Annotated in this window: 24 protein-coding genes; 18 read left to right on the plus strand and 6 right to left on the minus strand. The window is 42.5% G+C overall.

Annotated features, from left to right (window positions below; all coding sequences use genetic code 11):
• Positions 1 to 45 precede the first annotated feature (45 nt).
• Positions 46 to 1,137, minus strand: a complete 1,092-nt coding sequence (locus tag SHALO_RS06030) for an HD-GYP domain-containing protein (RefSeq protein WP_069477799.1) — start codon at positions 1,135 to 1,137, stop codon at positions 46 to 48.
• A gap of 121 nt (positions 1,138 to 1,258) precedes the next feature.
• On the opposite strand from SHALO_RS06030, the gene SHALO_RS06035 reads away from it, so the two are divergent.
• The 4 genes from SHALO_RS06035 (at position 1,259) to SHALO_RS06050 (ending at position 5,428) form a co-directional block, all read left to right on the plus strand.
• Positions 1,259 to 1,927, plus strand: coding sequence for a response regulator transcription factor (locus tag SHALO_RS06035; protein WP_025344359.1), 669 nt, complete (start codon positions 1,259 to 1,261; stop codon positions 1,925 to 1,927).
• Positions 1,928 to 2,019: 92 nt separating this feature from the next.
• On the plus strand, positions 2,020 to 3,804 hold the full coding sequence (locus SHALO_RS06040) for an EAL domain-containing protein (protein WP_238585301.1): 1,785 nt from the start codon (positions 2,020 to 2,022) through the stop codon (positions 3,802 to 3,804).
• The gene (locus SHALO_RS06045) at positions 3,792 to 5,006 is read left to right on the plus strand and encodes a sensor histidine kinase (protein ID WP_069477801.1); all 1,215 of its coding nucleotides are present in this window, start codon (positions 3,792 to 3,794) and stop codon (positions 5,004 to 5,006) included. Before SHALO_RS06040 ends, SHALO_RS06045 begins: the two co-directional genes overlap by 13 nt.
• The gene (locus tag SHALO_RS06050; protein WP_069477802.1) at positions 5,006 to 5,428 is read left to right on the plus strand and encodes a response regulator; all 423 of its coding nucleotides are present in this window, start codon (positions 5,006 to 5,008) and stop codon (positions 5,426 to 5,428) included. Before SHALO_RS06045 ends, SHALO_RS06050 begins: the two co-directional genes overlap by 1 nt.
• On the opposite strand, the gene SHALO_RS06055 is transcribed toward SHALO_RS06050, so the two are convergent.
• The 3 genes from SHALO_RS06055 to SHALO_RS06065 are packed head-to-tail and all read right to left on the minus strand — an operon-like array spanning position 5,393 to position 7,368.
• Complete coding sequence (locus SHALO_RS06055) at positions 5,393 to 6,625, minus strand: FprA family A-type flavoprotein (protein WP_069477803.1); 1,233 nt, start codon at positions 6,623 to 6,625, stop codon at positions 5,393 to 5,395. The two genes, SHALO_RS06050 and SHALO_RS06055, sit on opposite strands and share 36 nt — an antisense overlap.
• On the minus strand, positions 6,597 to 6,980 hold the full coding sequence (locus SHALO_RS06060; protein WP_069477804.1) for a NifB/NifX family molybdenum-iron cluster-binding protein: 384 nt from the start codon (positions 6,978 to 6,980) through the stop codon (positions 6,597 to 6,599). The genes SHALO_RS06055 and SHALO_RS06060 overlap by 29 nt, the downstream gene beginning before the upstream one ends.
• Before the next feature lie 10 nt (positions 6,981 to 6,990).
• Complete coding sequence (locus tag SHALO_RS06065) at positions 6,991 to 7,368, minus strand: 4Fe-4S dicluster domain-containing protein (protein ID WP_069477805.1); 378 nt, start codon at positions 7,366 to 7,368, stop codon at positions 6,991 to 6,993.
• 270 nt (positions 7,369 to 7,638) lie between these two features.
• Here SHALO_RS06065 and SHALO_RS06070 point away from each other — a divergent pair, with 270 nt between their 5' ends.
• From SHALO_RS06070 to aldA, 4 genes are all read left to right on the plus strand, one after another.
• Complete coding sequence (locus tag SHALO_RS06070; RefSeq protein ID WP_238585302.1) at positions 7,639 to 8,958, plus strand: nitrogenase component 1; 1,320 nt, start codon at positions 7,639 to 7,641, stop codon at positions 8,956 to 8,958.
• A complete protein-coding gene (gene nifN / locus SHALO_RS06075) occupies positions 8,943 to 10,235 on the plus strand; it encodes a nitrogenase iron-molybdenum cofactor biosynthesis protein NifN (RefSeq protein WP_069477806.1) in 1,293 nt (430 codons plus the stop codon). The genes SHALO_RS06070 and nifN overlap by 16 nt, the downstream gene beginning before the upstream one ends.
• A 45-nt stretch (positions 10,236 to 10,280) precedes the next feature.
• Positions 10,281 to 11,216: a homocysteine S-methyltransferase gene (gene mmuM, locus SHALO_RS06080; protein ID WP_069477807.1), complete on the plus strand. Its 936-nt coding sequence runs from the start codon at positions 10,281 to 10,283 to the stop codon at positions 11,214 to 11,216.
• Positions 11,217 to 11,338: 122 nt separating this feature from the next.
• Complete coding sequence (gene aldA, locus SHALO_RS06085; RefSeq protein ID WP_069477808.1) at positions 11,339 to 12,787, plus strand: aldehyde dehydrogenase; 1,449 nt, start codon at positions 11,339 to 11,341, stop codon at positions 12,785 to 12,787.
• A 50-nt stretch (positions 12,788 to 12,837) separates the two neighbouring features.
• On the opposite strand, the gene SHALO_RS06090 is transcribed toward aldA, so the two are convergent.
• Positions 12,838 to 14,694 (minus strand): mechanosensitive ion channel family protein, encoded by a 1,857-nt coding sequence (locus SHALO_RS06090; RefSeq protein ID WP_069477809.1) that lies wholly within the window; start codon positions 14,692 to 14,694, stop codon positions 12,838 to 12,840.
• A 154-nt stretch (positions 14,695 to 14,848) separates the two neighbouring features.
• Positions 14,849 to 15,364 carry a ferritin-like domain-containing protein gene (locus SHALO_RS06095; protein ID WP_069477810.1) on the minus strand — a complete coding sequence of 172 codons (516 nt, stop codon included), beginning with the start codon at positions 15,362 to 15,364 and terminating at the stop codon, positions 14,849 to 14,851.
• A gap of 198 nt (positions 15,365 to 15,562) precedes the next feature.
• On the opposite strand from SHALO_RS06095, the gene SHALO_RS06100 reads away from it, so the two are divergent.
• The 10 genes from SHALO_RS06100 (at position 15,563) to SHALO_RS06145 (ending at position 22,599) form a co-directional block, all read left to right on the plus strand.
• A complete protein-coding gene (locus tag SHALO_RS06100) occupies positions 15,563 to 18,067 on the plus strand; it encodes a chemotaxis protein CheW (protein ID WP_069477811.1) in 2,505 nt (834 codons plus the stop codon).
• A gap of 70 nt (positions 18,068 to 18,137) precedes the next feature.
• Positions 18,138 to 18,494 carry a NifB/NifX family molybdenum-iron cluster-binding protein gene (locus SHALO_RS06105; protein ID WP_025344374.1) on the plus strand — a complete coding sequence of 119 codons (357 nt, stop codon included), beginning with the start codon at positions 18,138 to 18,140 and terminating at the stop codon, positions 18,492 to 18,494.
• Between the two features lie 4 nt (positions 18,495 to 18,498).
• Positions 18,499 to 18,930, plus strand: a complete 432-nt coding sequence (locus tag SHALO_RS06110) for a NifX-associated nitrogen fixation protein (protein WP_025344375.1) — start codon at positions 18,499 to 18,501, stop codon at positions 18,928 to 18,930.
• Between the two features lie 12 nt (positions 18,931 to 18,942).
• A complete protein-coding gene (locus SHALO_RS06115; protein WP_069477812.1) occupies positions 18,943 to 19,458 on the plus strand; it encodes a flavodoxin in 516 nt (171 codons plus the stop codon).
• 55 nt (positions 19,459 to 19,513) lie between these two features.
• A complete protein-coding gene (locus tag SHALO_RS06120; protein ID WP_025344376.1) occupies positions 19,514 to 19,846 on the plus strand; it encodes a nitrogenase-stabilizing/protective protein NifW in 333 nt (110 codons plus the stop codon).
• Positions 19,836 to 20,198: a nitrogen fixation protein NifZ gene (locus SHALO_RS06125; protein ID WP_238585303.1), complete on the plus strand. Its 363-nt coding sequence runs from the start codon at positions 19,836 to 19,838 to the stop codon at positions 20,196 to 20,198. Before SHALO_RS06120 ends, SHALO_RS06125 begins: the two co-directional genes overlap by 11 nt.
• Positions 20,199 to 20,234: 36 nt before the next feature.
• On the plus strand, positions 20,235 to 20,573 hold the full coding sequence (locus SHALO_RS06130) for a hypothetical protein (RefSeq protein ID WP_069477813.1): 339 nt from the start codon (positions 20,235 to 20,237) through the stop codon (positions 20,571 to 20,573).
• A 10-nt stretch (positions 20,574 to 20,583) separates the two neighbouring features.
• Positions 20,584 to 20,880, plus strand: a complete 297-nt coding sequence (locus SHALO_RS06135) for a 2Fe-2S iron-sulfur cluster-binding protein (protein WP_069477814.1) — start codon at positions 20,584 to 20,586, stop codon at positions 20,878 to 20,880.
• A gap of 133 nt (positions 20,881 to 21,013) precedes the next feature.
• On the plus strand, positions 21,014 to 22,240 hold the full coding sequence (gene rpoN / locus SHALO_RS06140; protein ID WP_025344380.1) for an RNA polymerase factor sigma-54: 1,227 nt from the start codon (positions 21,014 to 21,016) through the stop codon (positions 22,238 to 22,240).
• Entirely contained in the window at positions 22,237 to 22,599 is a 363-nt protein-coding gene (locus SHALO_RS06145; protein WP_168156746.1) for a nitrogen fixation protein NifQ, read from the plus strand. Before rpoN ends, SHALO_RS06145 begins: the two co-directional genes overlap by 4 nt.
• The last annotated feature ends 4 nt before the right edge of the window (positions 22,600 to 22,603 follow it).

A 22,603-nucleotide genomic window follows, 5' to 3' on the forward strand; every position in this document is an offset into this window, starting at 1 on the left:
TCTTTACCCTAAAGTTTGCACAAAGTGTTCCTTAGATTAGATGGACTAGTCTTTGAGTTCCTGATAAATCGTATAAATTTTGTCGATATTTTTGTCAAAAAGGGCAATGAGCGTAGGGTCGAAATGCGTTCCACTGTGCTGTTGCAAGTGTTGATGTGCCGTTTCAAAACTCCATGGCACTTTATACGGACGTGTTGAAATGAGTGCATCAAAAACGTCAGCAATCGCAACAATGCGCCCAAAAATAGAGATATTTTCACCTTTTTTACCGTGAGGATAGCCTGTACCATCCCATTTTTCATGATGTTCCAATGCAATCAGTGCTGCAGCTTTGAGGTACTCGTTCTCCTCATCAAACAACAGATCGTGACCCAATTTAGTATGGGTTTTCATGGTTTCAAACTCTTCAGGTGTGAGTTTGTCTTGTTTGAGTAAGATTTTATCGGCAATACCAATTTTTCCTGCATCGTGCATGGGAGCAGCGAGTTCAATTTTGCTAATCTCATCTCTGCTTAAGCCATACTGCTCCGCTAAAAGCGCACTGTAAAGTCCAACACGTTTGGTATGTTTTGAAGTCTCTTGGTCTTTAAATTCCGCAGCGGAAGCGAGTTTATTGATGATTTTGGTTTGAGTGTCACGCAATCTATCGTACAAAATGGCATTTTCAATCGCAGAAGCCGCATAGTTTGAGATCAGCAGTAAAAGCTCTGCATCCACGTTCGTGAAGATACTCACCTTTTTATTGAGGGCTTGGAAAACGCCAATGATCTGGTCTTGATTGTCTAAGAGAGGAACAGAGAGAATCGTATGTGTCAAATAGCCTGTGGCTTTATCAATCTCGGGGTTAAAGCGGTAATCATTGTAAGCATCCACAACAATTTGTGTCTCTTTGGACAGTGCTGCATAGCCTGCCACACCTCTTTGCGTGCTAAAGTGAATAGGATGGACTTCATGGGCAACTTTTGACCAGAGCTCATCCTTTTCTTTATTGTAGACAAAAATGGAGCAACGATCTGCTTGTAAAATCTCTTTCGCAAAATGTGCCATGGACTCTAACACATCATCTAAACTTTTGGTTTTGTTGATAACTTTACCAAATTCCATTAAAATTGAAAGCTGTTTTTCCGCTGAGTTCATAATTTTCTCTTTGGTCGTAAATGATATGCGCGCATTATAACAAAGTTTTAAAATGATATTTGCAAAATCATGTGCTTTATGTATAATACAAAATAATATAATGCTTGGAGTGTTTCTCAAAATGCAAAAGAAAATTAAAGTTCTCTTAATAGAAGATGACTACGATGCGGCAGGTCAAGTCGCGCAGTATTTAGAGAGTGTAGGGTTTGAAATTGATATTTCTGAAACTGCCATTGATGGGCTTTTAAAGCTTTCTGCACAGCAGTATGATATTTTATTGTTGGACTTAAGCCTTCCTGATTTTAGCGGTTTTGAAGTGATTAAACAGATCAACAACCAAAGCAGTATTCCTATCATTGTCTTAAGCTGTCACTCCAATCTTGAAGCAAAAGTTCAAGCCTTTCGTTTTGGTGTGGATGATTATTTGTGTAAGCCTTTTATGCTTGAAGAGTTGGAAGTTCGCATGTGGGCAATTTTAAAACGCTGTTCGATGATTAAAATGGAATTTAATAAAAACAATCTTGCCATTGATTACAACAACCAAACCATTCTACTCAATCAAAAACCCGTTTCGCTTACAGCAATTGAGTACAAAATCCTTTCTTTCCTCATAGAGAACAAAAATAGGGTGGTTTATCGCAATGTTTTAGCGATTCATCTCTCATCTTTGAGCTCACCGCAATCTTTAAATTACCATATTCAAAATATTCGTAAAAAGCTAGGCGACGACCCAAAGAAGCCACGTTATATTATGACGGAGTATGGAACAGGGTATCGTTTAGTGTTATAAAAGTGTTACATTTCTTAGAATCCTCATAATAAACGAATAATGAACCATATTTTTGAGATATAATCCATCTATTGATCCAAAAAATAAGGCATATGATGGATACATCAGCGATGGAGCGTCTCAAATCTCGTTGTAAAGAGATACGAATTTTATACATTGAAGACGATGAGGTTACGAGAAAATATACGCATTCAATTTTAAGTGAATTTTTTGACTCCATTGATGTTGCTAGTGATGGGCAACATGCGTATGATCTCTTTATTGATGCAGAACTTGCTATTCCAGCCTTAGGGCTCTCGTGTGAGTCTCAATCGAGGCGTTATAATTTGGTGATTACCGACATTAAAATGCCCAAATTTGATGGCATTGCCTTGATTGCTAAAATTCGTAAAATCTGCAAAGAGACGGCGATTATTGTCACATCGGCACACAATGATGTGGAGTATTTGATTGAGACGATTCGTTTGGGCGTGGATGGGTACATCTTAAAACCGATCGAATTTGACCAGTTGTTTGACTCACTTGCCTCAACGGTTGAGACGATTTTACTTAAAGAAGAGCGACGCGCTTATACAAGTTCACTCAAGCAGACCATCGTGCTGCAACAATCGGCTCTTGAAGAGCAACTCCATACGGATGCGTTGACCAAACTCTCCAATAAAAATACACTGGATAGCATTTTAAGTCACATTCAACCTGTTGAAGTTCCCTCTTTGTTTCTGATCAATATCGATCGGTTTAAAAATTACAACAAACTCTATGGTATTGAAGTAGGCAATCAGATTCTCAAAGAGTTTGCTCATCACCTCAAAGAGGTCGCTACATCGATGTGTTACAGTGTTTTTCGTGTCTCTTCCAATGAGTTTGCGATGCTGCATCTTGATACCGAGCTCAATCCTGAAAAAATTTACGAAGATATTAACCAAACACTCGAGCTTCTCAATGGCATCGCGATCAAAGTCGAAGGGCTGAATGAGAAGATTTTGATCCATATCTCTATGGGGGTCACTTTTGATCAAGAAAATCTTTTCAATAAAGCGTTCACCGCGCTTGATTTTGCCAAACAATCGGGAAAATCGTTTGTGGTCTACACCAGCAATTTAGATGAAACAGAATCCCTTGCCAATGATTTTTACTGGCAAGATGTGATTGCCGATACGCTGGATAAAGACAATGTGGTTCCTTTTTTCCAACCCATCTGCAACAAAGAGGGTGAAATTATTAAGTATGAAGCGCTGATTCGCATCAAAACGAAGGATAAATTGGAGCAAGAACAATATGTCTCTCCGTACTATTTTTTAGACATTGCGCGTCGCACCAGGCAGTACGATAGTCTGAGCCATAAGATGATCGAAAAAGTGTTGGAGTTGATGGTAACGCATCCCACCGTTACTTTTTCCATTAACATCAGTTTTCGCGACATGCTCAATAAAGAGATTCGCGACCTTTTACGTTCAAAAATGGAGGCATTTCGCGCTCAAAATCAAGCGATTAATCTTGTCTTTGAAGTGGTTGAGAGTGAAAAAACGACCGATTTGAACACGGTAAAAAACTTTTTAAAATACATCAAATACGAAGAGGCACCCATCGCTATTGATGATTTTGGTACAGGGTATTCTAATTTTTCACATGTCATGCAGCTGGATCCTGCGTACATTAAAATTGATGGTAGCCTGATCCAAGAGATCGATACGAGCGAGAAGACGCGTCTTCTTGTCCAAGGGATTATTTCGTTTGCAAAAGCGTTACATGTAAAGACGATTGCAGAGTACGTGCACAGCCAAACGATCTTTGATCAACTGGTGGAGATGGGAGTTGACGAGTTTCAAGGCTACTACATTGGCGAGCCTTGGTTGGAGCTACCATGTCGTCCTTAACACTCTTTGCAACTGTTTTTCTCATTGGGTTTATCCTTCTTGTGGGTATCTTATGGATTTATCTGCTCTTGCAGCAGAAGCGAAAATTTAAGCAGCTGATCGATTTTGCCATTGAAGGTATGGTCGTCTCCCATAAAGGGTGTGTGATTGAGATTAATGTGCAAGCGTTGAAAATTTTTGGTGGAACCGATAAAGAAGAGATTTTAGGAAGACCGCTGATTGATTTCATCGCTCCTGAGTCAAAAGCGCTGATACAAGAACAGTCAACAAAACGTCATACGGAGATGTATGAGTGCATGCTTTTACGCAAAGATGGCACAGTTTTTCCAGGTTTGGTGCGAGGCTCCATTGTCAAAGGGTTTGGAAAGACGGTACGGATCTCGGCGATCATTGATCTTACCGAGCTTAAAGAGGCGCAGTACGCACTGCAAGCACTCAATGAAAACTTAGAGATGCAAGTCAAAGTCCAAATCGAAAAAAATCGCCAGCAAGAGATGATGCTCTTTCAGCAATCACGTCATGCCCAAATGGGCGAAATGATCAGCATGATTGCGCACCAATGGAGACAACCTCTGAATGTTCTCTCTCTTTTAGCGCAAAACATTGTCTTTAAGTACAAACTTCAAAAATTAGACGAGCGTATTATGGATGAATTTAAAGAGGACTCGATGCGCCAGATTGTGCAGATGTCTAAAACAATTGATGATTTTAGAGACTTTTTTAAACCCGACAAGTCGATCAAAGTATTTGACATAAAGCAGCAACTCTCCAATGCCGTGGAGATGGTCAAACCCATTGTTGCCGCACATGGAATCGAAATTGGCTTTGAAAGCGAAGAGGGGCTGAAAATCGAGAGCTATCCCAATGAATTTGGGCAGTCCATTATTAATATCCTCAACAACGCCAAAGATGTACTTTTAGAGAGTTGCGGAGAGTTTTCCAAACGGATCACAGTTCGTGCAAAACGAGGTGAGGCGGGGAAGATTATGATCACCATCGAAGACAATGGTGGGGGCATCGATGCGTTTGTGATGCCTTACATTTTTGAGCCCTATTTTTCAACCAAAGGGGCAAAACATGGAACAGGACTGGGGCTTTACATGAGCAAAATTATCCTTGAAGAGCACATGCATGGTCACATCAGCGTTGAAAATACCGAGACAGGTGCAAAATTTGAGATTGTATTGCAAGGATTGATGTAATGGATTTAGCGCTACTTAAAAATGTTCGTCCGTTGATTATTGAAGATGAAAAAGATATTTTAGACTCGTTTTTTACACTGTTTGATACGATTTTTGATGAATTTTACACCGCACGCAATGGCGAAGAGGGGCTGTACCGATTTTACAAAAATACCCCCGATGTGATTATTACCGATCTGCAAATGCCTTTTATGGGTGGCTTTCGCATGATGGAGCGCATTCGCATGGAAAATGCAGAGATTCCCATTATTATCACTTCCGCGCACAGTGAAGAAGAACACCTTGCCCGTGCCAAAGCGCTTAGGGTCGATGACTATCTTCGCAAACCTTTCGATATTGATGAACTCTTTGAAAAGATTTATACCTGCTGCATTGTCAAAAATGGCTCAGGCAAGATCAATTTCGACCATTTTACCCTGTAAAATCTCAGCAAACTCTACCCCAAATTCATAGCACGTTTCAAGCTCTGCGACGCTGGGAATCAGTTTGATTTTCAGAGGTGTGAGTGGCGGTACACGAAGTTTTAGCGATTTTAGACGCACCAAGATATGATCGACCGCTTCGCCACTCCATCCGTACGAACCAAAAGCCCCTGCACATTTGCCTTGTTTGTCTAAAAACATAAGACATGAAAGTAAGTCCCATACAGGCTTTGGCGCATCGGCATTGATCGTGGGTGTGCCGATTAAAAAGCCATCGCTCTCTTCCAAAATTGCCATCATATTTTGCTCTTCAATGGAGGCAAGATCGTACATATTGGCAACCACGCCTTCGACACTCTCGCACCCCTCAAAAATAGCTTGCGCCATCTCTTGCGTGTTTTTATAGCTGGTGAGGTAGAAAATAGAGAGAATTTTTTTACCTGCTTTGTACTTTTCGACTTTATGACTCCACTGATGATACGACTCGATGTACTGCTGTGGATTTTCACGCAAAATTGGCCCATGAAGCGGCGCAATCAGTGCTATGTCAAAACGTTCATACAGTTTCAGCGCACTTCTGACATAGCTTTGGAAAGGTCGCATAATGTGGTCGTAGTAGTATTGAAACGCGTAGGAAAAGTCACCTACTTTGTCGTTAAAAAGACGTTTGTCGTAGTAGTGGGCGCCAAAAACATCGCCACTAAAAAGGAGTTTATCTTCATGCACATAACTGCTCATTGTCTCTGGCCAGTGCAGATAGGGTGTCGTCAAAAAGGTAATCGTTTTGTCGCCCAACGTGAGCTGTTTGTTGGTCCAAATGGTTTCAAAAGTGATCTCAACACTGCCTGCAAGCGCTTTGAGCATCGTCGTGGCTTGGGGCGAAATGAGCACTTTGGCATGTGGGGCTCGTCGTATAAGCTCAGGCAGAGCACCAGAATGGTCAGGCTCGATGTGGTGGATAATGACGTATTTGATCTCATCGTACGAACACAAAGCCTCTACATGGTGAAAGAAATCGTCTTGAAACTCTTTTTTAACCGTATCGACGATGATGACACCTTCAGTCGTTTTGATGAGATAGGCGTTATAACTTGAACCATTGGCGGTTTTCATGACAATGTCAAAGGTACGAATATCGGGGTCAAATACACCTATAAAATAGATGTCCTTAGCTAGGGTTATGGGAAGATGCGGCATGGAGAAACCTTTGCATCCAAAGAGGCGGATTGCTGTTTTTTAATGTCAAAAGCGTGGTTAAAAGGGTGTCAATGCGCTCGTTTTCTTTCTCAGACTTCAGCACAAAAATGCCTGATCCCTTGACCATGAGCGATGCGCGAGGTCCGATGTGCGAAGCGCACAGAATGTTAGCATCTTCTAGGCATTCGATTTTGTAGGCGAGTTTATCGCCTTCTTCTGCGTGCTCATTAGGGGATTCGAGTGCTCTTAGAAACACAAAAGAGTCCTCTTTGAGTTCGTAGAGGTAAAAGCATTTACACCAACCAAAATGGTCATTGACATGAAGGTTATCGGTCGATGCAAATGCTATTTTCATCACATTTTCCTTACGCGTTTACAGGGGCATGCGCTTGGCGATCAGCGATAGAGACAGCTTCACGGTAAGGTTTTGGAGAGATCTCAGGAAACATAATGCCGTTTTTCTTGTGTTCACGGATATTGTAAAGACCGCTCTCGTGACCTGCAACATAATACGCATTGTACTCAGGCGTATACGGCAAATCCCAAACGATAGCGCCCTCGGTGGGACAGGCGTCTGCGCATTTTGGTGTCGTACCATCCGAACACTCGATACATTTTTCAGGTTTAACATAGGTTGTGTCACCATTGATCGGTGAATCGCTTGCACTCACGATTGCCGTTGCAGGACACTCGTCGATACAACTGTCGCAATTGATACATACGTCCGTAATTTTTACTGCCATGGTAGATCCTTTTAATGGGAATGGATTAGTAACTCAAAAAAGCCTTGCTGAAAAGTACCCACGATGCAAAATGGGCTTTATCGCACCGTGAGTGTTGAGTAAGGGTTTTTAAAGGTACACGCCTCTATTTATGCAAGAGGTGTTCCATTTGAGAATCTTTTGATTATCTATTGAGATTTGCTCATCCATTAGCCGTTTGAGAACACGATAAGGTAACGGAATGAATTGTGCAAATCTACCATTATGGTAAATAGAAAACTGATCAAGGATTTGTTAAACGAGAGTGCTTGTTCTCATAACAAAACCAAAAAAAGTAGCTGTGATAAACCGAAACCTGGAGCGACGAGCGGAGGGTGTGCGTTTGAGGGAGCGCAAATATCACTTTTTCCTTATGCGGATGCTGTGCATTTGGTGCATGGCCCCGACACTTGTCTTGGCGCTTCGTGGGAGACTCGAGCTACGCTTACAAGCTATGAAGGTGAAAATAACACGCCATTAGGCTACTGCACCAATGTCAGCACGCAAGACATCATCTTTGGTGGTGACAAGAAGCTGGCAGACGCTCTGGCGTACATCGTGGAGCACAAAAATCCTAAGGCGATTTTTGTCTATGAAACCTGTGTCACAGCGATGATTGGGGACAACATAGACTTTACATGTAAAACCGCCGAAGAGTTGTTTCACATTCCTATCGTGCCTGTGCATGCACCTGGTTTTGTGGGCAGTAAAAACTTAGGCTCTCGTCTTGCAGGCGAAGCGGTTTTAGACGCGCTTGTGGGTACACGTGAGCCTGAAAGCATTCATCCTTTTGGCATTAACTTGATCGGTGATTATAACGTGACAGGCGATATGTGGCAGTACAAGCCCATACTTGAACGTATCGGCATCAAAGTCATCTCCTCGCTTTCGGGCGATGGCAGAATCGAGCAGATACAAATGGCGCACACCGCGAAGCTCAATGTCATTGTCTGTGCGAAGTCCCTCGTTACCTTGTGTCGTAAAATGCAAGAGCGCTACAATATCCCTTATGTCAGCGTCTCATTCTACGGTAAACGTGACACTTCCAATGCGATTCGCTCCATCGTGAACGCGTTTGGTGATGCAGAACTCATAGCTAAAGCTGAAGTAATTATCGCCGAAGAAGAGGCGAAATTGGCGGAGCGTTTGAAGCCGTACCATCTGATGCTTAAAGGCAAAAAAGCCATTTTAAATACGGGTGGGAACAAGTCATGGTCGATCGCCTCAGCGCTCCAAGACATCGGCATCGAAGTGGTCGCAACCTGTGTGCAAAAAGCTACGGAAGAAGATGTGGCGATAGCGAGTGAATATGTGCCCATCGTCTTTAAAAACCCAGGCGTTGAACAGCCTAAACTCATTGATGAGCATAAAGTAGACATCTTGCTTGCAGGTGGGCGTAGTCTTTACACGGCGATTAAAAAGCGCATTGCCTTTGTCGATGTCAATCAAGAGAAAAAAGTAAGTTACGGCGCGTACGGCGGGCTTGAAAATTTGGCGAGCGACGTCTGTTCTGCATTGGCAAATCCTGTCTTTAAACTGGTTGGAAAGGCTGCACCATGGGAGTTAGTATGAATTTAAAAGAGCTCAAAACAACGAGCCTAAAACCTTTACATGTAAACCCTCTCAAGCTCTCACAGCCGATGGGCGCGACACTGGCGTTTTTGGGCATTAAAAACTGTATGCCTCTGATGCACGGTGCGCAAGGGTGCGCTTCGTTTACGAAGGTACTTTTTACAAGGCACTTTAACGATCCTATCGCCATTCAAACCACCGCGGTCAATGACATTACCGCTGTCATTGATGGAGGCGACAAGGGCATCTCCGAAGCGGTTGAAAACATCACCAAAAAAGTAACGCCTGATTTGGTCGGACTTTTTACAACGGGTATGACCGAAACCAAAGGCGATGACATCAAAGGTGCGACACTTCTTTTAAAAGAGAAGCAAAAAATGGTCTATGTGCATACACCTGATTTTGAAGGGGGACTGGAGAGCGGTTGGAGTTTGAGTGTGCAAAACATCATCACGCAACTGATCGAGCCAACCACGCACGTACGAAAAGATAAAGTGCTCCTCATTCCCAATGTCAATTTTAGCCCCATCGAAGTGGAAAAACTCAAAGAAGCGTTAGAGCTTTTGGACTTGGTGGTCTTTGCACTCCCCGATCTCAGTGATTCGCTCGATGGTCACTTGGGTGTCAAACAAGGCGCGCTCAGTAGTGGGGGCATTAGCGTTTCGGACATCGAAAAACTAGGCAACGCGGGGGCTGTGATCACCATTGGGCGGTCGGTTAAAAAATGCGGCGAGCTCTTTTATGAGAAATTTCCTCAAAGCACGCATCTGCATTTTGATAGTCTCATAGGACTAGAAGCCACAGATGATTTCTATGCCAAAGTGTTTGAATTTTTACAGTGTAAAAGTGTTCCAAGTGTCGTCAAACGATGGCGCGCGCGTCTGCAAGATGTGCTTTTAGATACCCATTTTACTCTTGGAAAAGCCAAGATTCTCATTGCCGATGAACCTGATAGTGCGTATGCGATGTCTAAAGCGCTCAGAGAAGCAGGAAGTACGTGTGAGGCGTACATCGCGCAACGCAGTGAGATCCAAGAAGCCTTTACATGTAAGATGCAAATCGGCGATTTTGAAGAGGTTGAAAAGCGGTTACCCGAGATGGATATGCTCATCGCCAACTACCACGGTGAACGCTTAGCCCATAAGCATCACAAAGCGCTTCTGATTCGAGGCTTTCCCAATTACGAGCAAGTGGGCATCGGACTTCGTTACAACATTTTGTATGAGGGCAGTTGCGCCTTTTTGTGTGAGGTGAACAATCTTTTAGCCCATCATTAAACGAGTGATGATAGTATTAGCTCATTAAAAAAATGAGGACACGCTATGAATCCCATTGAAACAATTTTGCAAAAGCAAAAAGTGCTCATCATCGACGGTGCGTTTGGCACGGAGTTGGAGCGCAAAGGTTACGATATTAATGACTCCCTTTGGTCGGCTAAATTTCTGATGGAAAAACCTGAAGCGATTGCTGCGGTGCATTTGGATTATTTGAATGCTGGCAGTGATTGCATTACAACGGCGAGTTACCAAGCGAGTTTTGAAGGGTTTATGAAGCGTGGGATGAGCGAGCAAGAAGCCAAAGCACTGATTCAATCTTCGATCACTATTGCGCAAAGCGTGCGCGATACGTTTTGGGAAAACGAGCAAAACCATCTCAAACGACACAAACCTTTGGTCGCCGCTTCGGTAGGACCGTATGGCGCGTATCTTGCCGATGGATCAGAGTTTCGGGGAAATTATGGGCTGAATGCGGAAGCGCTGATGGACTTTCACCGCAAACGCCTCGCTACCCTTATCGAAGCCAAACCTGATCTTTTAGCGTGTGAGACGATTCCATGCTTGATTGAAGCGCAAGCGCTTTGCAGGCTTTTAGAAGCGTTTCCCGAAATGAATGCTTGGGTGAGTTTTAGCGCCAAAGACGGGAAACACATCAACAGCGGAGAGTCCATACGCGAATGCGCGGCATTTCTTGAGACGCAAAAACAGATCGTTGCGATTGGCATCAACTGCACCGCTCCTCAACATATCGAATCACTGATCGACGAGATTAAAGCGGTTTCTTCAAAGCCTATTATCGTCTATCCCAACGGTGGATCGACCTACAACGCGCTGACCAAAACGTGGGACGGACTTTCAAAAAGTTCATCATACGGGAAAATGGCGTATACATGGTACCAAAAAGGGGCGCGCATCATCGGAGGCTGTTGTCAAACGACACCTGAGGACATTGCTCAAATTGCACAGTGGGTGAGAGCTTAGGGCGGAGTGTTTCTTTTCTTTACATGTAAGATTAAAAATGCACCAAAAATGTTTTTTCTGATAACCGTTTACATTTGGCGAGTAGAATGGGTTTACATGTAAACTAATTCAAGGAGCATACCATGGCAGAAACGAAAGTCTATCAGATGTATATCAATGGTGCGTTTATCGCTTCCAAAGAGACGATTCCCGTTATGAATCCTTCGACCAAAGAGGTGATTTCGTATATTCCAAAAGGCAGCGCAAGCGATGTTGATGCGGCCGTGGAATCTGCTCAAATTGCACAGCACTCATGGGAAAAACTCCCTGCGATTGAGCGTGCTGGGTATTTGAAAAAGATTGCGCAAAAGATTAGAGACAATGCTGAAATGCTCGCTCGAACGATCACGGAAGAGCAGGGCAAAGTCTTAGGACTTGCAACGGTTGAGGTGAATTTTACAGCCGATTATATTGATTATATGGCTGAGTGGGCGAGGCGGTATGAGGGTGAGATCATCCAAAGTGATCGTCCTAATGAAAACATCTTTTTATTCAAACTTCCCATCGGTGTGGCAGCAGGCATTTTGCCGTGGAACTTTCCGTTCTTTTTGATCGCACGTAAACTCGCTCCCGCACTCATTACGGGCAATACGATTGTCATCAAACCCAGTTCTGATACGCCCAATAATGCGTTTGAATTTGCAAAATTGGTCGATCAAATCGGACTTCCTAAAGGCGTTTTTAACCTTGTTTCGGGTTCTGGCTCACTAGTCGGGCATGCACTTGCAGGGCATGAAAAAGTGGGCATCGTGAGCTTCACAGGCAGTGTGGACGCGGGTGTGAAAATCATGGAAGCCGCGGCCAAAAATGTCACGAAAGTTTCGTTAGAACTCGGTGGAAAAGCGCCTGCGATTGTGATGGGCGATGCGGACATCAATTTAGCGGTGGAAGCGATCAAAAACTCGCGCGTCATTAACAACGGACAAGTCTGCAACTGCGCTGAGCGGGTTTATGTGCATAAAAGCATTGCGCAAGAGTTTTCCGAAAAAATTACCAAAGCGATGGCGGCAACGACCTATGGCAATCCTTTAACCGAGAAAGCCGATATGGGACCGCTTATCAATGAAGCAGCCATTACGCATGTGCAAGCGTTGGTGGATAGTGCCATCAAAGCAGGGGCAAAGCTCACGACGGGTGGTAAACGCGCCTCTCGCAGTGATGGTTTCTACTACGAACCAACGGTTTTGGTCGATGTTAAACAAGAGATGGGTGTGATTCAAGAGGAGATTTTTGGGCCTGTGCTTCCGATTATGAGCTTTGATACACTGGATGAAGTGATTGGCTTAGCCAATGATTGCCAGTACGGTTTGACCTCGTCGATTTACACGCAAAATCTCGATGTCGCGATGCGTGCGTGCAAAGAGATCAAATTTGGAGAGACCTACATCAATCGTGAGAATTTTGAAGCGATGCAAGGATTTCATGCAGGATGGCGAAAATCTGGCATTGGTGGAGCCGATGGAAAACACGGACTTGAAGAGTTCTTACAAACCAAAGTCGTTTACCTGCAATACAACCTCAATAAGCAATAAATGCTTTTTACATGTAAGGATTTTTCCTTACATGTAAACGCTTTTAGGCTTTAAATTTGAGGAAGTTTGGTCTCTTCAACGTGTGGAGATTGAGACTGCGAAATGCTCAAACAACTCTCTTTATCAATACTTTTAATGTGCACATCCTGTTGTGGAAAGGGAATTTCGATGCCATGCGCGTTGAGCGTGTTGTAGATAATAATTAAAAATCTGGACATGGTTTTACTCGGTGCCAAAATTTCTTCACCGTGAATCCACACTTGCAGTATAAAATCAACACTACTGCTTCCCATGCCCGACATAATGACGTTGGTGAATTTATCGTGTGCCTCGATAATATCGGCATACCCACTGTTGACAACGGCTTCTTTAATCACCGCAATCACGTGCTCAGGCTTATTGCCATAGGCAACACCAAAAGGAATATCAAACCGTTTTATTTTATCGTGCATCGTCCAGTTAATCACATTGTTTTCGATAAAGTTGCGATTGGGAACGATGACGTCGATATTTCCATTGGTATTAAGGGTTGTGGAACGCATACGAATATCGGTGACATGACCATGCACGGTTCCAGAGAGCTCCACAAAATCACCAATTTTAATACTGCGCTCAAACATCAAGATGATGCCTGAAACAAGGTTGGAGACGATATTTTGCAGACCAAAACCGATACCCACAGAAAGGGCACCTGCCACAAGTGCGATCGAAGAGAGGTCGATGCCTAAGACATTTAAGGCGATAAAAAAAGCCGTTAAAAGTATGACGTAGTAGCCAATATTGGCTAAAATCGTACGGGTTGCCAAGTTGATTGATTTGCTATTGTTGGCAATTCGTTTAATGCTGGTTTTATAAAAACCACCCCCAAAACCGCCAATGATAAAAATAAAGAAGGCTAAGATCAGTTTCAATGCTGTGATCGGCGTACCATTCGTTGTAAAAATAGGCTCGGTAAGTATGCCCCATGTGGATTTTAAAATATTTTTGAACTCTTGGGTTGTAGATCCTGCTAAGGTGTCGAGCGTACCAAAATATTTTTTCTCCATCGCATGTAACAGTGACGCCATCGATTCGTTAATACCGTCTGTTTTATCTAAGAGCGCTCCTTCATCAAGGATGCTTTTTTCTAAGGCAAACGCCTTCTCATTTTTGGATTTTAAGGCATTGGAAAACTCTAAAAACAAAGAGGTAATCGTTGCTCTTAATGCTTTTGTGTAGGCTTCTTCTTTTGCCGTGATGGTTGCAGCCGAAACACCTCGATCGAGGTTGTCTCCTAAAAGTTCAAAACGCTCTTTCTTCACTAAAAAATTATCGACGGTGGTGCGTAATTTTAAAGCCTCTTCGCGATTCGTGGCTGTTTTTTTGACCTGATTTTCGGGATCAAAGGGTATGTTTTTCAACGATTCAGTTAACATTTTCTCAATAGAGAGCATCTCTTGTGCTAATGCGTCACTTTGATCTTTAAATTCTTGCAGTGATTTTGTATAGAGCGCATTTTGAAGTTGCAGGGTGCGAATCGAAGTGCTGTTGGCATCCAAACTTTTAATCTCTTTTTCGAGTGTCTTAATTTTCAATGCAATCGAGTTGATTTTTTTATCAAGGGAGACTTTTCTCAGAGCATTGTCATTATAGCGATTAAAGAGATTGCTGTATTCATCAATGTTCTCAGGTGCGTTGAGCGGCGCCTTCGTGATGGTAGCGGGTTGTGTGTTGATCAGCTTATCAAGGAGCACTTTTTGTAAGGCAATTTCATCGTTCGTTATGGGTGAGCTTTTGAGGGTTTTGAGTAAATTAATATAGACAGTTTTGTCTGCATTGACTAAAGAGCTGTTTTGGTCGTCGGCAAATATAAGCGTTGAGAGCAATAATGCGAAAACAATGAACGGTTTAAAGGGATTTAACACCATAAATTAACTCCAAGATTGGATAGAAAAAAACAGGATTTTTCATGGTTATTATACCCGCAAAGGGTTTAAGAAGCATTTTTATTTCGGAGATTTCGTGTCACGCGCTTTACATGTAAGAAAAATCCTTACATGTAAAGCTTTAGCGTGGAGAGGCTCAGGCGGTTGTCGTCCCCGTTGGTGGTGCCATCATCGCTTTTTTCTTACTGCGCTCCATTGATTGAAGCACTAAGTATTGCTCGCCAAATTTGAGCATATTTTCCATCTCATCATCAAACTCAGCGTAATGCCCTTCTTCTTCCAGCACCAGCTCTTCAAAGAGTTTTTTACTGACACTGTCCGCATGCGTGCCACATTCAATTGCAAAGTTGTTATACATCTCAATCGCATCTTCTTCGCTCTTTCGCGCAAACTCAAGCATCGCTTTCACATCGGTGATCTGTTTTACCGCTTCAGAAGCTTTCATCTCGATCGTACCTTTGAGAAACAGCACACGATCGGCAAGACGTTCAATGTGCAGCATCTCCGCAATCGCGGTACGTTTAAATAGGGTTGAAAGCAGGTCATACCCTTGGTCATCACAGTGAAAATGCAAAAACATGTATTGGTGAACCGCTGAGAGTTCATCGGCAATCGCAAGGTTGAGTAGCTCGATACTTTTATCTCGTTTCATAGAACGCTCCTTGGTAATTTATATGTAACAATAGTAGCATAAAATAAGATTTGAAACACTAAGAAAAGAGTTAAAAACCTCAATGGAACACTTCTTGTATAAGGTTTAAAAAAGTGCCTTTTTCGAGTCAATTTTAAAATACAATCGTTTGCCTTCCCCTCTAAAGCCTCTTCATTATTTAAAAAAAAGGTTATTATTATGTCTGAGCAAAATCACACCACACGTTATAACGCCTACATCCCCGAAGTTGTTGCTTACCAAAAATCACTCGATCAACTCTCCGAGAGATGGAATCTTCTCTCATTGTTAGGTCAGATGAGTAATATCGGCATGGACATCTCAGAAACCAGACAAGCATTTAGCAATCTCTCTGAACAGCTTTTACAACGACTCAGCGAAGAGACGGTAAAAAAACTTTCCATAGAGCTTGGGGCTAAAGCGCAAGTGGCGATTGATATTTTAATTCGCAATCTCTTTGAACGTACCGCAGACATAGGCTTTTTGGCAATGGACATGATCATTTGTGATTTTGCAAAGCAAAGCAGTGAAGAGCAAAAAAACGCACTGCCCCAGCTTCAAAACCGTTTTCACGAGTACATTGAAAAGTACAGTGTTTACAGTGATGTGCTGTTGTTTAATCTTGAAGGTGTCTTGATCGCTTCCACCAAAGATGAAAAAATTGGCAACAAGATCGACAGTGCTTTTATCTATGAGGCGATGCACACGTCCCAAGAGTATGTGGAGAGTTTTGGCATTTATCCTAGCATCAGCTCAAAAGAGAGTCTGCTTTACAGTTACCGTGTGTGTGATGAGAGTGGTACACCGCTTGCCGTGCTTTGCCTTGTGTTTAAATTTCAAGATGAGATGCAGGTGATTATCTCCAACTTGATTGAAAATGAGATATGGGCAGATATTTTACTCTTAGATGAAAAAGATCGTACCATTTACAGCAGTAACCCTTTTCATTATGCTCTGGGTGCTCCTCAAAAAACAGCCTTAAAACGTTTTGATATTATCCCTTTTTCAGGCAGTGAATATGTTGCAAAAACCCAAGCCACCAAAGGATACCAAGGCTTTTATGGACTCGGATGGAAAGGGCATGCGCTTATGCCTTTGGCGTTTGCTTTTGGGCAACAACAAGCCCATGTTCCTTTTACGGAAGAGCAGATCAAGATCATCAAACACTCTTCCCTCTTTTCGGAGGAGTTTACCAGCATTCCAACCAAAGCCGAAGCGATCCAAAGACGTCTTGATATGACGATTTGGAATGGTAATGTACAAATTGCCAACCAAAAAAGTGGTGATAACTCTTTTTCAAAATCACTTCTCAATGAGATCTCACGCACAGGGGCACAAACCAAAAAAACCTTTGAAGAGTCCATCGGCAATCTCAATTGGACGGTTGTTGCTTCTTTTATCAACGGGGCTGCATTTAAAGCAAAACTGGCGATTGACATTATGGATCGTAACTTGTATGAGCGTGCCAATGACTGCAGATGGTGGGCTTTGAGCCCTGTATTCATCAAAGCATTTAGCGCTAAATACAAAGATTTTTCAACGATTCGCAAAGAGTTTGGGCATGAAATGACCGAAGTGCTCAGTGCCATCAATGCGCTCTACACCGTTTACAGCAATCTCTTTTTGTTCGACAATCAAGGCAGTGTCATTGCGGTGAGCCAAGAAAAATATGCCCATCTCATCGGCAAACGCATAGGTGCTCATTACATCGCACAAACCTTAGCGCTGAAAAGTTCCAAAGAGTATGTGGTGAGTCCGTTTGAAAAAACAGAGCTTTACGATGGCAAACACACCTACATCTACAGTGCGCCTATTTTTATCGAAGGGGCGAAAGAGGCGCAAGGTGGTATTGGTATTGTGTTTGATGCTGAGACACAGTTTGAGGCGATGCTAAGAGATGTTGTAGGTGCCGATGAACGCTCTTTCGCGCTCTTTATCGAGACGAAAACCAATAATGTGATTGCTTCTACAAACCCTGACATTGGCATGGGTGAGCGATGTATTTTTTGTGATTCGTCTGAAAATATGGTGCTCATTAAGGATGATTATTACATTGTGGGCAAGGCAAAGTCTCAGGGGTATCGTGAGTATAAATGCAGCGATGGCTACAGCAATGATGTCACTGCCATTGTCTGCATTAAGGTTGCCAATAAAGAAGCCTGCGTTGAGCCTGTTGTCAAAAATGGCAAAAAACAGTACCTCTACCCCAAAGTGGGTGCGTCGGAGAAGACAGTTGAGCTTTCAACGTTTTGGATGAATGGCACGCTCTTTGCCATCGAGAGCCAATACATTTACGCCGCACTTGAAGGACAAGATGTCACCCAAGTGATCGGTTGCGATGAAATTTATGTGGGAATGATTACGTGGAATAACAAAACCATCCCTGTAGCATCGCTCGCAAAATACTTTCACCATACGTGTGCGTACAACAAAGAGCTCCATCACATTATTGTGCTTAAAGGCAGTGAAGACAAACCCTTTGGCTTGGTGATCGACATGGTGCAAGACAGCCCCGAAGTACCACAGCGTTGTGTGGATGAAACTTCTCAGGCGATGATGGGGCACCATACGCTTACCAAAGCGATTGTCAAATCAGACGTGGGACAAGAGAAGGCTGAAATGCTCTCGATTCTTGATCCTTTGAAGATCGAACGTTACTTGATTGTGGAGAAAAACGCGCTTTAGAATCAGCATTTTTCCTACGGAACACTTCTTGTAAAGGAATGAACAACGTTTAGGATAGGAGGATACAAAGATGGTCAAGGTTGCGTTTTTTACAAACGATCTCAAGAATATTGATGCCCATTTTGGCTCTGGAGAGCAATTTGCCGTGTATGACGTGAATGCTGAGGGGTTTGCACTCTCAGGAGTCATCCCAACAGGCGAAGAGCGAACCGAGGGTCGCGTTGAGCTGTTACAGAATGAACATGTTGACATTATGTACTGTGTCGAGATTGGACCTGCGGCTGCGGCTAAAGTCGTCAATAGCAAGATATTCCCTATCAAATACAAAGAGGTTGTGAGCATTGAAACAGAACTTTCAAAGCTTCAAACAATGATCGCAACCAATCCTCCACCGTTTATCAAAAAAATCTTAGAAGCAAGAGGATAACGCTATGAATGAGCTTGAAAAGTTGTTCATTGAAACACTCACTTCGCAAATTAGAGCGCTTGACCAGTTTGGTACTTGGGCGAAAAAGAGCGATGAAGAGGTGTTGAGTGATAAATATATTAAAACCAAAGAGCAACTTAAAAACGTTCCCATTATTGCAGATATTGATGAGATGCAGATCAAAGATATTCGTCTGATTTTTCAATCGATTGCATTGGCGTTTGAGCTCAAGCTTGGCATTATGTGCTCAGTCGTTATGGAGATGAGTCACGAAGGTTTTGGGCGCGCTGTGGTCTTGGCCGAAAAAATTGTTATCACCAACAAGTTTTTCAAAGATGCGCATCGTTACAGTTTTAGAACCTATGATGATCTCATTAAAGAGGGTGGCAAAATGTTAAAAGATGCCATCGAAATTTACGAAACTCATAAAAAATAATCAGGATAGAACATGGCAAAGGTTGGTATATTTTACGCAAGTGCGGGCGGCAATACAACATTGGTAGCAGAGGCTTTAAAAGAGGCGTATGAGCTTGAAGATGATGATTGTATTTTGATGGAAGATGATTTTGACAGTGTTGAGCAATTTGATAACTACGATGTGCTTTTCGTTGGCTCTTCAACATGGGGACAAGGCGATGTGCATTTTAGTTGGGTTGACCCACTCTTTGAAATCACATCTGATAACATCAGTTTTGCAGGTAAAAAAGTTGCGTTTTTTGGTGCAGGTGATAGTAAAACGCATGGCGAACATTTTTGTTCAGCTCTTGGTAAATTTAATCAAATTTTTACCAAAGCAGGTGCACAGGTCATCGGTTTTGTGGATAAAGAGGGCTATAACTACACAGCTTCTTTGGCAGAATCAGGCGATAAACTCTGTGGTTTAGCCATCGATAACATCAACGAAAAAGAGAAAACAAGTGAGCGCATTGAGAACTGGATCGAGCAGTTACAAGGCGAGATATAAAGGGTTGTACACACAACCCTTTAGTATATAAACTATTAAGGATAAAGGACATAAAATGAGAACGCTTGAGCAATATTATGAACTGAAAGATGCAGAAGATTTTTTTGAATTTTTTGGTGTTGACTACGACAAACACATTGTGGAAGTCAAGCGTTTTCATATTATGAAAGAGTATGGAACCCTCATTAAAAAAGGGTTTGAAAACTTTAACGGCGATGAGAAATACTTGATGGACTTTTTAAAGTTTGCTTTGATTCGTGTCTATATGGACTATAAACATGGACATGCCCCAAGTGCTGCTGAGGTGTGGGGAATGCTTGAAGATGGTAAAGCCAAAGGCTGTTTGGCATGTACCACTGCAACGGAAGGAGGAAACTGTGCCTGCTAGCGAAGAAGTTGTTTTACACAACAACGTGATGGCAAAACTTTCAGGGAAAGACGAAGCGAAAGCGAAGTTTTTTCTCGGTCAAAAGGTCAAACTTTTAGAAGACGTCAAAAACGATGGTACCTATCCGTATCTCAAAATTGGCGATGTGATGATTAAAAAAGGCTCAGTCGGTTACATTCGTGGCATGGGTGAGTTTTTACAAGTCATTCGTGTGTATGAAGTCCATTTTTTAGATGCTGAAGCGGTTATTGAAGTCATTGGGTGTAGGGAACATGAGCTTGAAGCGATGGAACCTTACCGTGATCTTGAAGCGGAAGAGACAGAATGGATGATCGATCATTATAAAAAGTAGTATGATAATAACAAATCTTAGTAAGGAGGAAAAGTCGTGGCAAAAGTAATTTTTATGCATTTTGATGTAGAAAAAGATGGTATCTATGATGCTAAAATAGGCGAACCCGTTGTTCGTTTGGCAAAAGAGAAGGGGATTCCTATCACGTTTGATAGTAAAGATCACTCTTCATGTTTGGTCAGTGTTGAGAGTATTAGCGAAGAAGAGCCAACAAGTTACATGGAAGACGAAGAGCTTGATGAACTTGTCAAACTTGGTGCAATTTCTCAAGAAGATGCTGATATCTGCCAACAGTTTACCGTAAGCCCAAAAGTACGCATCGCTTCTATGATGATGATTAAGGGCGATGTTTTGATTAAACCATTTAAAAAGTAAAGGATCACGTATGACAACAAGAGTAGAAATTATCAATGACTTTTTAGCAATTAACGTAAAACCGGGCGCAACCATTCAAGATGTCGTCGAAGCGAGTGGTAGTGCACTACCTTTCGGCTGTCGTGATGGTCAATGCGGTACATGTGTGGTTGAAATTGTACAAGGAATGGAGTTCTTATCACCTAAAAATGAGAAAGAATTTAAAGTTCTTAAAGAAGTATGTGCGGGCACATGTTCAGAGAATGCACGCCTTGCCTGTCAGATGAAAATTGACAAACCAAACGGCGTTGTTCGTATTAAATACTAAGATTTTCCCTCGCTTGAACGCTTGTTCAAGGAGCTCTATATCGAGGAGTTTTTCAGAAAACTCTTCTTCTTATGCGTAAAAAATAATCACCCATTATGCCCAAAATGAATCCATTTTTGGGCATAATTTATACATGAGAAGTATCAACCTAGAATTCAAACAGAAGCAGAGTTTAAACCTCTCTTTGAAGCTTTGGCTCCCACTGTTACAACTACCTCTTCAAGAGTTAAGTACGCACCTAGAAACATTGTCGTACGAAAACCCTTTTTTAGAAGTAAAACGCCCTTTTGAGCAAAACCTAGGTTCAAGCCATGGGATCGTTGAAGAGTTGGTACTTGGAAGCGAATCGTTGCATGAAAAAATCATCGAACAAATCGTTCCACCTCTTTTTCCAACACCTATTTCTCAAAAAGTAGCGCATGAAATTCTCTGTGATATCAACGAAGAGGGCTATTTTGATGGCGATATTGAAGCCATTGCCGTGACCTGTGGTGTTTATACCGAGTATGTTGAGCGCATTCGCCAACGCTTCTCCAAGTTAGAGCCTTATGGTATCGGCTCACGTGAGAGCCACGAATCGTTTGTCTTTCAACTCGACGCGCTCAGCGATGACATCGACGATGAACTCTATAACTTAGTCCTTAAGATGATCGATCAGATGGCAAAAGTCGATAAATTCTCCAGACACGGGCGTTTTGAGGAAGCCAAAGCGATCATCAAAAAATTTGCTAATCCTCCAGCGATTGAGTATCAAGCAACACCAAAACAGATTATTCCCGATTTTTACGTCGAAGTGGATGATGACATTCGTTTGCGCATTAACAACGACTATTATCCTGACATTTTGATTACCGATCCTTTTTCAAGCAAGAGTGAGAACATCAAAGAGAAGCTCAAAGAGGCACGCGACATCGTCAACCTTTTGGAACTTCGTAAAACAACGCTTTACAAAATTGTGCTTTTAGTCGTGGAGCGTCAACTCTCCTTTTTTGTGGGAGGCGAGCTAAAACCTCTGAATATGAGCACGCTTGCCGAAGAGCTCTCTTTTGCGGAGTCAACCATTTCACGAGCGATCTCCAACAAATATATTGAGTCTAAACAGGGTATCTTTCCATTGAAATCGTTTTTTACCAATGCCGTCGCGACCAAAGAGCTCTCTTCGTCTGAGATCAAGAATTTTATCAATCAACAGATCGAATACGAAGACAAAAGCGAACCGCTCACGGATGATGATCTTTTGGAGCGCATTGAAAAGCGCTTTAACATCAAGATGGTCAGACGCACCATCACCAAATACCGCAAATTGATGAACGTCGCCTCATCCAAAGAGCGTAAAAAAATTTACAAGGTACAAGCATGACCACCACCATTGAAGAGAGTCTAACAAGCCGCTACAGTCAACTAGAGATGACAAAGCTTGAACGCGAAGTGATGATCTTTTTGCAAGGTTATGCCAAAAATCGCTACTCAAAATACGTCATCGCCCCACACATCGCAGCGATGTCGTTACAGATGAACCACCTCTACGAAGCGATGGGGTTTAAAAACCGCGTTCAGATGGGAAAATACATGAAATGCCACTTCCCAGAACTGGCTGGACTTAAACCTGTCGATAAACTCTGGAAGAAATTCATCTACGATTCCATCGATAGAGTTGCCCCTTTTTGCTTTAGATGTAAAGATCAAAGCAACTGCTTTGCCTGTCAATTAGCAGGATAGATTG

It is taken from the genome of Sulfurospirillum halorespirans DSM 13726 (genome assembly GCF_001723605.1).
Lineage (GTDB): Bacteria > Campylobacterota > Campylobacteria > Campylobacterales > Sulfurospirillaceae > Sulfurospirillum > Sulfurospirillum halorespirans.